Here is a 12,238-nt window from a genome sequence, read left to right on the forward strand (position 1 = left end):
AGGCCTGCGTCCACAGCCTGTGGACGGGGCGCGGCGTCCGTCGGAGCCGGGGCCGTCGGCTCCCCCCGCCCCGACGGGGGCCGACCTGGCCCGCCAGGCGCTCGCGCGCGCCCGGGCCGAGGCCAAGGACCGAGGTGCGGTGCCCCGAGGCCTCCAGCGCTCGCGTCGGCGTGGCCGGTTGCGGTCACGCAACGAGCCCCAGATGTTCGGTGAGGCCGTGCGCACGTGGCTGATCGAGCACGGCTGGCAGGAGCAGGTGGCCATCGGCGGCGTGTTCGGCCGCTGGGCGGATATCGTGGGCGATTTCAACGCAGAACACCTGCGTCCGGAGAGCTATTCGGACGGGGAGCTGGTCGTGGTGGCCGATTCGCCCACCATGGCGGCCCACGCGCGAGCGATGGTGCGCGATCTCATGCGCCGTCTCAACGAGGAGCTGGGTGACGGCACGGTCGTCGCCATCAAGGTCCGAGGACCCGGTTTCCGGCGCCGCTGAGGCGCGCCCGCCCGGGCCGCGGTACCGGGGCATCCCTTTCCTCCCCTTTCGCGTCTTGTGGATATCCCCAGGTGAACGCCGTTCCGGAGGATGTCCGGCGCGACCGGGGAGGGGTGCGGGCCGCGTCGGGGCCGCCGGTCGCCGCAGGCGCCACTCAACCGCACCGGGACTTGCGCGCAGCCCCTCCCGCGTGTAGGGAGTCGTCTCCCTCCCTGAACGTTCGTTGTGAGGCGGCACAGGGCCGCCAATGCCACTTTGTCGCACCGTGCGGGGTATCATGGAGACGGTTCTTCAGACGCCTGTAGCCGGTCCCACGCCCCCAGAAGAGGGTGGGCGGACGGCCCCTGTGGCGAACGGTGATCCCCCAGGTGTCGCGGCACGCAGACCCTCCCGATCACCGTGTCACGGGTGACCGTCGCCGCTCGGCCGCGGTCGGCAGGCGTCCCCAGCAGGAGGGTGTTCCCACTTGGCCTACGACGCAGGTTCAATCACGGTTCTGGAGGGGCTTGAGGCGGTCCGCAAGCGCCCCGGAATGTACATCGGTTCCACAGGGGAGCGGGGCCTGCACCACCTGGTCTACGAGGTGGTCGACAACTCCGTCGACGAGGCGCTGGCGGGACACGCCGACGCCATCGAGGTGACCCTGCTGGCCGACGGCGGCGTGTGCGTGGCCGACAACGGCCGCGGCATCCCCACCGACCTCCACCCGGTGGAGAAGCGCCCCGCCGTCGAGGTCGTCCTCACCACGCTGCACGCGGGCGGCAAGTTCGACGGCAAGTCCTACGCGGTCTCCGGCGGTCTGCACGGCGTCGGCGTCTCCGTCGTCAACGCGCTGTCCACCGCGCTGGAGGTGGAGATCCGCCTCCACGGGCACGTGTGGCGCCAGCGCTACGAGATGACCGCGCCCACCGGCGAACTCGTCAAGGGCGAGAGCACCGACGAGACCGGCACCCAGATCACCTTCTGGCCGGACGGCGACATCTTCGAGACCACCACGTTCTCCTTCGAGACGCTCGCCCGCCGCATGCAGGAGATGGCCTTCCTCAACAAGGGGCTGTCCATCACCATCCGCGACGAGCGGCCCGAGCACACCGACGGCGGACCGACGGTCAACACCTTCCACTACGACGAGGGGCTGTCGGACTACGTCCGCCACATCAACGCCAAGAAGGAGCCGGCGCACGCGTCGATCATCTCCTTCGAGGAGGAGGGCGAGGGGATCTCGGTCGAGATCGCCATGCAGTGGAACCAGTCCTACACCTCCTCCGTGCACACCTTCGCCAACACCATCAACACGGCTGAGGGCGGCACGCACGAGGAGGGCTTCCGCTCCGCGCTGACCACCCTGGTCAACCGGTACGCCCGCGACCAGAAGCTGCTGCGCGAGAAGGACGACAACCTCACCGGCGACGACATCCGCGAGGGTCTGACCGCCATCATCTCGGTCAAGCTGGCCGACCCGCAGTTCGAGGGCCAGACCAAGACCAAGCTGGGCAACACCGAGGCCAAGTCCTTCGTCCAGAAGGTCACCAACGAGCACCTGCGCGACTGGTTCGAGCGCAACCCCGGCGAGGCCAAGGACATCGTGTCCAAGGCCAGCCAGGCCGCCCGCGCGCGCGTGGCCGCCCGCCAGGCCCGCGACCTGACCCGCCGCAAGACGCTGCTGGAGACCACCTCCCTCCCGGGCAAGCTGTCGGACTGCCAGTCCACCAACCCGGAGGAGTGCGAGGTCTACATCGTCGAGGGCGACTCGGCCGGCGGCTCCGCCAAGGGCGGCCGCAACCCGCACAACCAGGCCATCCTGCCCATCCGGGGCAAGATCCTGAACGTCGAGAAGTCGCGCATCGACCGCATCCTCAAGAACGCGGAGGTCCAGGCGATCATCACCGCCCTGGGCACCGGCATCCACGAGGAGTTCGACGCCGAGAAGCTGCGGTACCACAAGGTCATCCTGATGGCCGACGCCGACGTCGACGGCCAGCACATCCGCACGCTGCTGCTCACCCTGCTGTTCCGCTTCATGAAGCCGCTGGTCGAGGCCGGGAACGTCTACCTGGCCGCGCCGCCGCTGTACAAGATCAAGTGGGACCAGAAGGGCAGCGACGCCAGCTACGCCTTCTCCGACGCCGAGCGCGACCGGGTCATCGAGGCCGGGATCGCCCAGGGCAAGAGGGACCCGCGCCCGCGCGACATGGTGCAGCGCTTCAAGGGTCTGGGCGAGATGAACGCCAACGAGCTGTGGGACACCACGATGGACCCGGACCGCCGTGTCCTGCTCCAGGTCAGCCTGGAGGACGCGGCCCAGGCCGACGAACTGTTCAGCGTGCTCATGGGTGAGGACGTCGAGTCGCGGCGCGCCTTCATCCAGCGCAACGCCAAGGACGTCCGCTTCCTGGACATCTAGGCGGTGTCTTCCGGACCTCCGCTCCGCTTCGGTCCGTGTTCGGACGCCCGAACCGGCCCCCGCGAGCTGAGGCCGCTCCGAGAGGCACAGCCTGGGCCCCGAGGACCCGGGCCCCGCTCCCACCCGTGCTCAAGCAAGCTTCGTAGAAGGGACCGACATCCGTGACGGATGCGAACAACCCCGACGCCCCTGAGGGCGGGGACTCCACTGTGGAGGCCCCGCCGCGCGTGACCGACCGGATCGAGCCCGTCGACATCCAGGTCGAGATGCAGCGCAGCTACCTCGACTACGCGATGTCCGTCATCGTCGGCCGCGCCCTGCCCGACGTGCGCGACGGCCTCAAGCCGGTCCACCAGCGCGTGCTCTACGCGATGTACGACGGCGGCTACCGCCCCGATCGCGGCTACTTCAAGTGCGCCCGCGTCGTCGGCGACGTCATGGGCAACTACCACCCGCACGGTGACAGCGCCATCTACGACACCCTGGTGCGCCTGGCGCAGTGGTGGTCCATGCGGATGCCGCTGGTCGACCCCAACGGCAACTTCGGCTCGGCGGGCAACGACCCGGCCGCCGCCATGCGCTACACCGAGTGCAAGCTCGCGCCGCTGGCCATGGAGATGCTCCGGGACATCGACAAGGACACCGTCGACTTCCGGCCCAACTACGACGGCCGCTCCTCCGAGCCCGTCGTGCTGCCCGCCCGCTTCCCGAACCTGCTGGTCAACGGCTCCTCGGGCATCGCGGTCGGTATGGCCACCAACATCCCGCCGCACAACCTGCGCGAGGTCGCCGACGGCGTCAACTGGTACCTCGACAACCCCGAGGCGCAGGACGAGGAGCTGCTCGACGCGCTCATCGCGCGCGTCAAGGGCCCCGACTTCCCCACCCGCGGGCTCATCGTCGGCAAGCGCGGCATCGAGGAGGCGTACCGGACCGGTCGCGGCTCCATCACCATGCGCGCCGTGGTCGAGGTGGAGGAGGACAAGCGGGGCCGCCAGACCCTGGTCGTCACCGAGCTGCCCTACCAGGTCAACCCGGACAACCTCGCGCTCAAGATCGCCGACCTGGTCAAGGACGGCAAGATCACCGGCATCGCCGACGTGCGCGACGAGAGCAGCGGCCGCACCGGACAGCGCCTGGTCATCGTGCTCAAGCGCGACGCCGTCGCCAAGGTCGTGCTGAACAACCTCTACAAGCACACCCAGCTCCAGGAGACCTTCGGCGCGAACATGCTCGCGCTGGTCGACGGGGTGCCGCGCACCCTGCGCCTGGACCAGATGATCCGGCACTGGGTCAAGCACCAGGTCGAGGTCATCGTCCGCCGGACCCGGTACCTGCTACGCAAGGCCGAGGAGCGGGCGCACATCCTGCGCGCGCTGCTGCGGGCCATGGACCGCATCGACGAGGTCATCAACCTCATCCGGGCCAGCGCCTCCGCGGACCAGGCCCGCACCGGCCTGATGGACCTGCTGGAGATCGACGACATCCAGGCCCGCGCCATCCTCGACATGCAGCTGCGCAAGCTCGCCGCCCTGGAGCGCAACGCCCTGACGGCCGAGTACGACGAGCTCATGGCGCAGATCGCCGACTACAACGACATCCTCGAATCGGACACGCGCCAGCGGAGCATCATCCGCGAGGAGCTCGGCGAGATCGTGGAGAAGTACGGCGACGAGCGGCGCACGCACATCATCCCCTTCGAGGGTGACATGCGCATGGAGGACTTCATCGCCGAGGAGGACGTGGTCGTCACGATCTCCCGCGGTGGATACGCCAAGCGCACGCGCATCGACAACTACCGCGCCCAGAAGCGCGGCGGCAAGGGCGTGCGCGGGGCCCAGCTCAAGCAGGACGACATCGTCCAGCACTTCTTCGTCACCACCACCCACAACTGGATCCTGTGCTTCACCAACCAGGGCCGGGTGTACCGCACGAAGGCCTATGAGCTGCCCGAGGCCGCCCGCGACGCGCGCGGCCAGCACGTGGCGAACCTGCTCCCCTTCCAGCCGGGCGAGGAGATCGCGCAGATCATGGCGCTGCGCGACTACGAGGCCGCCCCGTACCTGGTGCTCGCCACCCGTGAGGGCCTGGTCAAGAAGTCCCGTCTGGAGGACTTCGACTCGGCGCGCGCGGCGGGCATCATCGCGATCAACCTGCGCGAGGGCGACGAGCTGATCGCCGCCCGGCTGGTCTTCCCCGACGACGACCTGCTGCTGATCTCCAGCGACGCCCAGGCGATCCGGTTCCCGGCCTCCGACGAGTCGCTGCGCCCCATGGGCCGCGCCACCAGCGGCGTGATCGGTATGCGGTTCCTGGAGGACGACTACCTGCTGAGCATGGACGTCATCCGGCCCGGCGACGGCTCCACGGACGTCCTGGTCACCACCGAGAACGGCTACGCCAAGCGCACCCCGTCCGACCAGTACCCGGTGCAGAACCGCGGCGGCAAGGGCGTGCTGACGGCCAAGGTGGTGGAGGCCCGCGGCAAGCTGGTCGGCGCCCTGATGATCGACCCCGAGGTGGACGAGGTCTTCGCGATCACCTCCGCGGGCGGTGTCATCCGCACCGGTGCCGACGAGGTCAAGCGGTCCGGCCGCACGACCATGGGCGTCCGGCTGATGAACCTGGCCAAGGGCAACAAGATCGTGGCCGTGGCGCGCAACGCCGAGGCCGCCGAGGAGGAGGCCGTCGAGACGGCCGAGAACGCGGGTGAAGCGGCCGCCGACACGGCCGAGGACGTGAACGCGAACGCCGAAGGCAACCCGGAGGCCTAGACTTCGCGTTAGGCCCCATATGGGCCGCGGGGTTCGTTTTGCGCGGACCCCGCGGACACCCTGGTCGCGCCAATCACCCGTTCTCAAGGAAAGTCCAGCGGTAACGTTTCTATGTCTGACAACCAGCGGAACACCACCACGAACGAAACCGACCCGGACACGGCTGAGACCGCCCGGGACGGGGACGTGGAGACGACCGAGAAGGACACGGCAGAAGCGGGGGCCGCCGTGACCACCGAGGTCGACGACAAGGCCGAGGCGGCGACGGGCGCCACCGAGGCCGGCACGGCCGAGGAGTCCGGCGAGGAGTCGGGGAGCAAGCCCGGCGACGAGGACGAGGGCTCCGCCGACAAGGCGGGCACCGGGTCCGAGACCGCTGCCGGACCGGCCGAACCCGTGGCGGAGGACCGCGCCGAAGCGGGGGGAACGCCAGTGTCCGAATCGAAGACCTCGGTGCCTGAGGGCCCGAGCGCCGTGAAGGCCAGCCTGTCCAGCCGTAAGGCACACCTGTCGGTCTCCCGCGTGGAGCCGTGGTCGGTGATGAAGTTCAGCTTCGTCGTCTCCCTGGTGTGCTTCATCATCCTGTTCGTGGCGATCGCGGTGATCTACGCGACGCTGTCGATGCTGGGTGTCTTCGACGAACTGACCAACATGCTCACGGCGCTCCTGGAGGGCGACGGGACCGAGGACGAGCTCGGCCTCGACCCGGCCTCCTGGTTCTCGCCGGGCCGCGTCCTGGGGTACACCGGCGTGGTCGGCGCGCTGAACATCGTGCTGATCACCGCCCTGTCCACGGTGGGCGCCATGCTGTACAACCTCGTCGCCGACCTGGTCGGCGGCATCGACGTGACGCTGTCCGAGGCCGAGTAGCACCGCCGTGAGGGCCCGGTCCCCGCTGGGGCCGGGCCCTCACGCGTTGGTTCGGAGCACTTCCGCACCCGGGTAAAATGGGAGGTGGAAAGGGACGCGTGCGCCGCGTCCCGCCTCGCGTCCGCCCCGGATCACCGGTTCGCCCCGGTCCCGCCGATGCGGTAGAGTTCCACACGCAGCAAGGGCGTATAGCTCAGTCGGTTAGAGCGCATCCCTGATAAGGATGAGGCCCCAGGTTCAAGTCCTGGTACGCCCACACACGAGAAGGCTCCCCACGGGGGGCCTTTTCTCATGTCCGCGCGTCACACGTGCGTCGTCGGCGCCCGAGGCGCGGCCCGGCCGGGTGCCGTGTCCCCGTGTCGACAACGGGCCTTGTCGACCTGTCGACTCGTGCACCCGTCGACTCGGGGACCTGGTGCGGTCGGGGGCGCCTGTAGGATGCGGCGCACCGGGAGGGCGCCGTCACCTCCGCCCGGAGCGCGGGACGCGGGCGGCCTCCAGAGCGAGGACGGAGAAGCGTGGCCACGACCTTCGACTACCAGCTTCCGTTCCACATCGACCAGGTGTGGAACATGCTCCCCCACTCCGTGTCGCGCACCAAGGGGGCCTCGGGCCCGGGGAACCCGGTGCCCGGCGCCGGTTACCGCTACGCCTTCTCCACCGGCATGAGCCTGCTCACGTGGGGGTTCAACGTGTACGTCGACCTCTTCCCCCATCCCCAGGGCACGCACATGAGGGTGACGCCCAGCATGAAGTTCGGCGTCGTCGACTGGGGCGAGGGCAGCGAGGTCGCCGCCAGCCTGCACCACCACCTCGGCAACATGCTCCAGATCCAGATCAACCAGGGCTACGGCCGGGGCGGGCGGTAGGGCCCGCCCCGGAACCGGTCGGCGGAACGGGCGCCGTCCGGCTCCGCTGCCGCGCCCGGTCGAGCCGGGAAGACGCTCCGGGTCGACGTGTCGACTCGTGCACGTGTCGATTCATGTACCTGTCGACCCGGGGACCTGCCGCCCCGGGGACGTCAGCCGCACGTGCTGACCCTCCCGGCGAGCGCGGCGTTGAGCTCGCACACCATGTCCTCGGGGTGCGGGTCGGTCGAGCCCGGGCGGATCTGCGTGTCCACGTGGTCCCGCAGCACCTCGCTCACGTACGGGTAGTAGGGGGTGCGCGGCCGCAGCAGTCCCTCGCCGACGGCGTCGCGCAGCTCCTCCCAGTACCGCACGTCCCGGTCCTCGGCGTCGCTCAGCCGGTAGCCGCTGCCGCGGGCGGGGAGCAGACCGGCCTCCCGGAACTCCGCCTGGACCTCCTGCCCGGTCATGGCCGCGACCAGGCTCCAGGCCTCGTCCCGGTGCGGCGACTCCCCGGTGACCGCCAGGCTGTTGCCGCCGAGCACGGCCGCGGGCAGCCGGAGCACCCCGAACGCGGGGTCGCCGCCCTCGGCCTCCCCCGCCCAGCCGACCCAGCGCAGCCCCTCCCGGAGCGTCTCGGCGCTCTCGGAGTCGGCCTGGAGCTGGGGTACGACCCGGGGCCAGTGGCGCATGAACACCACCTCGCCGCCGCGGAACCGGTTCAGGCTCTCGGTCTCGGTCTCCTCCAGGGCCGCGCGCGGGATGACGCCCCCGGCCCCGGGCTCCAGCCCCGCCTCCAGCACCTCCAGGCCCTGGAACTCGCCGCTCGCACCGGCGGACGTGGCACAGCCGTCCTCCGCCCCGCCGCCGTCCGCCCCGTCCGACCCGTGGAAGGTCCCCCGGCTGTCCGCCTCCAGACCGGGGTGCCCGCCGAGGACGAACTCCAGGGCGTTGACGGTCAGGCCCTCGTAGTCGCCGAACTGGCCCGTGTACCCGTGCTCCAGGCCGTGCTCGTCGCGCACCTCGTCCGCGAGGCCGAGCAGCCCGCGCCAGCCGTCCTCCTCGATCCGGGCGGTGACCTCCTCGGGGCCGACCAGGTCGGCGCGGTAGTAGAGCAGGCCCACGTCCATGTGGAACGGCACCGCCCGCGCCCGGCCCTCGTAGCACACCGCGTCCCGGGCACGGCCCAGGAAGCCGTTCCACGCCAGCGGGCCGTCTCCGCCGGTGTCCACCTCCGCCAGCCAGCCGCGTTCGTGGAACTCCGGCACCCACTGGTTGTCGAGGAGGAGGACGTCGTAGGCCGCCGGGTCGGCCTGCATCGCCACGACCATCTGCGAGCGCTGCTCGTCCGCCCGGGGCGAGAGCCACCGGACGTCGACCTCCCACCCCTCGTTCTCCGCCTCCCAGCGCTCGATGAGCCGCGTGTACACCCCGCCCCCGCCCGTGTCCTCCGTGGCGGTGACGTCCACGGGGAGGGCGACGCGCAGGACCCGTTCGTCCCCTTCGCCCCGCGCGTCGCAGGCGGCGGAGCCCAGCAGCAGGAGCGACAGGAGCGCGCACACGACCGGCCGCGGCGGCCTCGGGCGGGCCCTCACGGCGTCGCCGCCCTGGTCCCGGCCACGATGCCGTAGACGACCTGTTCGAGTTCGTCGGCGCGCGGGTGGTGGCACTCGGCCCCCGCGCCCGCCAGCCGGCTGAGCAGCCCGTCCCCGCCGCACCCCTCGTCGCCCACGGACACCACGTGCACCCGCACGCGCTCGTCGAGGTTCTCCAGCACGGCGGCCACGTCGTCCGCCCGCGCGCCGCCGCGCGGTTCGGGGAGGGCGACGCCGTCGGTGAGGACGACCAGGGCGCAGGCGCCGGGCTCCCCCGGACGGTCGGCGCAGGACTCCAGCTCCTTGGCGCCGTCGCGGATGGCGTCGGCCAGCGGGGTGGCCGGGAACTCGGCGCTCAGCGCGTCGATCGCCTCGCGCGCCGACTCCTCCCTGCGCGCGTCCATGCCCGGTTCCGGGGGCAGGACGCGCTCCTGGCCGGTGACGTCGTTGCCCGGTCCGCCCTCGGGGAAGGCCCAGACCCCTACGGTGTCCTGCTCCCCCAGGAGGCCGACGGCGGTCCGGGCCAGCTGTTGCGCGGTCGCCAGCCGGGTGCCGCCCGTGCCGGGGCCGCTCATGGAGTCGGAGCGGTCGACCACGAGCAGGACCTCGACCGGGGTGCGGGAGCGCTCCTGCTGCCGCAGCCCGGACTCCAACCGCTCCCGCCACTCCTCGTCCTGCCGGGCCGAGTTGAGGTGTGTGACCTCCATCAGGGACCGCTCCGCATCCCCGCCGATCATGGCGCCCTCCACCGTCCGGTAGCCCTGGAAGGCCGCTGTCTCCCGGGGGTGTCGCATCCACTCCCCGAACGCCTCCACCTCCCGTTCGACCCCGTCGCCGCCCCAGTCCAGCCGTACGAACGGGTGGTCCAGGCCGGGCGTCTCGGAGAAGTAGACGGGGACCAGGGGCTCGTCCGGCGCCTCGCCCGTCGGCCCGCACCCGGGGCCGAGCCGCCCGCCCGTGTTGTAGGCGTTGATCGCGTACTCGGTGCTGAACACCCCGACGGAGGCGGGGTCGGCGCTCCCGCCGCGCAGTGCGCACAGCAGGCCGAGGTTGCCCTCGGCGTCGAGTCCCGCCGAGGTCGCGCGGGCCTCCGCGATCTGGATCTCCTCGGCGCCCCCGTCCCCGTACGCGGAGTACAGGGCCTCGGTCTGGATCAGCGCCGAGACCGAGGCCTCCGGTGAGGGGCGGGCCAGGAGGAGCCCGGCCTCCGCCGCCGCGGCCGTGCAGACGACGAGGTTCGAACGCGCTCCGCCCGGGTCGGTCCCGGAACAGGCGGGGACGTCGCCCGCGGACTCGGGCAGCCCCAGCACCACGGGTGTGAGCCTGGTGGCGCTCCCCTCCCCCGCCTCCAGGCCGGGCGCGTCACCCGGATCCCCGCGCAGCAGGGCGACGTCCGCGCTGGAGTCCGGCAGCCACACGTGCGGGCGGGGCCCCGCCCGCAGGTCGGTCCACCCCTCGCGCAGCAGCTCGCGCGTCCGCGCGGCCCCGCCCGCGACGGTGACGCTGACGCGCACGGGCACGCAGCCGCTCCTCTCGTCCCGGCCGCCGACGTGGGCGGAGAAGTCGTCGGCGGCCCGCTGGACGACGGCGTGCTGGTCCGGGGTGGTGAGCACGGTGAGCTCGGTGGGCGGGGCGCACTGGAGGACCAGCCCCAGGTGGCCGTTGGCCCGCAGCCAGTACACGCCGTTCGGGACGAGGGTGAGCAGCGCGACGGCGGCGACGGCCAGGGGCCACACCGGTCGCCCGGCACCACGGCGCTCCCGTCTCCCCGCCGTGGCACGGCTCCTCCGGGCGGGGACGGCCGCCGTCCCCGCCCGCGTGCCGTGACCGCGCCGTTCCCGGACGGCCACCGCGAGCGTGTGCGGAAGCCTGCGCAGGGAGGAGAGCCGGGCGCGGACGAAACGCCTGGCGGTGTTGCGCGCCGCGCGCGGGAGGTCCACCGGGACGAGCCACGGCTCCGCCCCCGCGTCCTCCCCGACCAGGCGCCGGAAGTCCCTGTCGCGGGCGAACCGCGTGGACCGGCGGGCGATCAGGTCCCCGTTGCGCCGGTCGTGGTCGACGATGACGCCCACCAGCCGTTCCCTGACGAACACGGCGGTGCCGGAGGCCCCCTTCCACGACACGTCGTTGCCGTACTCCCGCTGGACGTCGAGCCGGAGGTCCTTCCTGACCATGCCGTCCCACGGGCTGAGGGTCCCCCGCAGGTCCTTCAGGTCGCGGCCCCCGTCGTTGGCCGCGAGGTCGGGGTAGCCGAGCGAACGGTACGGCTGCGGTTCGTCCGCCGAGAGCTTCCCCCAGCGCACGGAGGGGTGGGGCCGCGGCTCCTCCAGCCGCAGCAGGGCGACGTCCGTGCCCCGGTCCGACCAGACGACGGAGCACCGCAGGAAACCGCTCGGCGGGTCGGCTCCCAGGCGCACGTCGACACGCTCGTGGCCGTCGAGCACATGGGCCGCGGTGAGGACGAGGGAGGGCCCGACGAGGTAGCCGGTCCCTCCCCTGGAGGCGCCCCCGGCCCTGGCGACGCGGACGTCCGCGACACACCTCGGGTCCATCAGTCCAGGTCCCTGCGGTCCTCCCAGACCGCTCCGCTATCAGAGGCGATCGCGAGTTTCCTTCCGTCCGCGTCGGTCAGGGCGAGCTTCAGCGTGATCCGGTGCGTGTCCTTGCGGCCGGCCTTGCCCTCGGCGTTGAGGGAGAGCACACCGAAGCGCACACCGGCCTTCCCGGCTCCCTCCTGGTGCGCCTCCAGGAGGAGTTCGACCTCGGCCTCGACGATCTCGATGCCGATCTCGTGGCCCTCCCCCTTCCGGCGCGCGGCGGCGAGCTCCCGGCGCAGTTCGTCGATGGCCTGGGACAGTCCGATGGTGGGCACCTGATGTCTCCCTGGGGGGCGTTTCGTCATGGGGATGGCGGGAACAGAGCCGTGGTCTACGTCACAGAACGGGTGTGGTAGTCAGTTTTCCACGCCGGTCCGTCGCTAACCGGGTGTTTTTCGCCGTACACGACCGCTCTCGGACGGAGCGCCCTGCTTCTCCCTGTTCACGGCCCCTTCCCGCCCCGAAACGGATTCGTCGCCATGTCGACTCGTCGATCCGCCGACATGTCGTCCGCCCGGCGCCGAGCCGTGGCTGGTCACGAGCCGCGAGCCACCGACAGTGCCATTCATCTAACCGACCGTTCGGTCAGGACATAGCTTTCGAGCTGCGAAAAGTAGGCCCCGGTGTAGAAAGTGCCTTGAGTCACATGGCATGGTG

At 71.4% G+C, this 12,238-nt stretch carries 8 protein-coding genes and 1 tRNA gene; 6 read left to right on the forward strand and 3 right to left on the reverse strand.

The features are described 5' to 3' along the window. Nucleotides 1-19 precede the first annotated feature (19 nt). The 6 genes from G011_RS0117025 (at nucleotide 20) to G011_RS0117050 (ending at nucleotide 7,410) form a co-directional block, all read left to right on the forward strand. A complete protein-coding gene (locus G011_RS0117025) occupies nucleotides 20-493 on the forward strand; it encodes a DUF721 domain-containing protein (RefSeq protein WP_174546430.1) in 474 nt (157 codons plus the stop codon). 466 nt (nucleotides 494-959) lie between these two features. Then, nucleotides 960-2,897, forward strand: a complete 1,938-nt coding sequence (gene gyrB / locus G011_RS0117030) for a DNA topoisomerase (ATP-hydrolyzing) subunit B (RefSeq protein ID WP_013151066.1) — start codon at nucleotides 960-962, stop codon at nucleotides 2,895-2,897. A 161-nt stretch (nucleotides 2,898-3,058) separates the two neighbouring features. Then, complete coding sequence (gene gyrA / locus G011_RS0117035) at nucleotides 3,059-5,671, forward strand: DNA gyrase subunit A (RefSeq protein WP_026338385.1); 2,613 nt, start codon at nucleotides 3,059-3,061, stop codon at nucleotides 5,669-5,671. 111 nt (nucleotides 5,672-5,782) lie between these two features. After that, on the forward strand, nucleotides 5,783-6,541 hold the full coding sequence (locus G011_RS0117040) for a DUF3566 domain-containing protein (RefSeq protein ID WP_019609540.1): 759 nt from the start codon (nucleotides 5,783-5,785) through the stop codon (nucleotides 6,539-6,541). Between the two features lie 182 nt (nucleotides 6,542-6,723). After that, nucleotides 6,724-6,797: transfer RNA gene (locus tag G011_RS0117045), tRNA-Ile, on the forward strand. Nucleotides 6,798-7,059: 262 nt separating this feature from the next. Further along, entirely contained in the window at nucleotides 7,060-7,410 is a 351-nt protein-coding gene (locus G011_RS0117050) for a hypothetical protein (RefSeq protein WP_019609541.1), read from the forward strand. A 152-nt stretch (nucleotides 7,411-7,562) separates the two neighbouring features. On the opposite strand, the gene G011_RS0117055 is transcribed toward G011_RS0117050, so the two are convergent. The 3 genes from G011_RS0117055 to G011_RS0117065 are packed head-to-tail and all read right to left on the reverse strand — an operon-like array spanning nucleotide 7,563 to nucleotide 11,856. After that, on the reverse strand, nucleotides 7,563-8,984 hold the full coding sequence (locus tag G011_RS0117055; protein WP_026338386.1) for an extracellular solute-binding protein: 1,422 nt from the start codon (nucleotides 8,982-8,984) through the stop codon (nucleotides 7,563-7,565). After that, nucleotides 8,981-11,536 (reverse strand): trypsin-like peptidase domain-containing protein, encoded by a 2,556-nt coding sequence (locus tag G011_RS0117060; RefSeq protein WP_019609543.1) that lies wholly within the window; start codon nucleotides 11,534-11,536, stop codon nucleotides 8,981-8,983. The genes G011_RS0117055 and G011_RS0117060 overlap by 4 nt, the downstream gene beginning before the upstream one ends. Continuing rightward, entirely contained in the window at nucleotides 11,536-11,856 is a 321-nt protein-coding gene (locus G011_RS0117065; protein ID WP_019609544.1) for a trypco2 family protein, read from the reverse strand. The genes G011_RS0117060 and G011_RS0117065 overlap by 1 nt, the downstream gene beginning before the upstream one ends. Between the last annotated feature and the right edge of the window lie 382 nt (nucleotides 11,857-12,238).

This window comes from Nocardiopsis sp. CNS-639, assembly GCF_000381685.1.
In the GTDB taxonomy this organism is placed as follows: domain Bacteria; phylum Actinomycetota; class Actinomycetes; order Streptosporangiales; family Streptosporangiaceae; genus Nocardiopsis; species Nocardiopsis dassonvillei.

What these genes read in the sequence shown, in the direction of transcription:
- G011_RS0117060 (WP_019609543.1), bottom strand. Translation starts at nt 11,536, where the DNA reads ATGGACCCGAGGTGTGTCGCGGACGTCCGCGTCGCCAGGGCCGGGGGC.
- G011_RS0117040 (WP_019609540.1), top strand. Translation starts at nt 5,783, where the DNA reads ATGTCTGACAACCAGCGGAACACCACCACGAACGAAACCGACCCGGAC.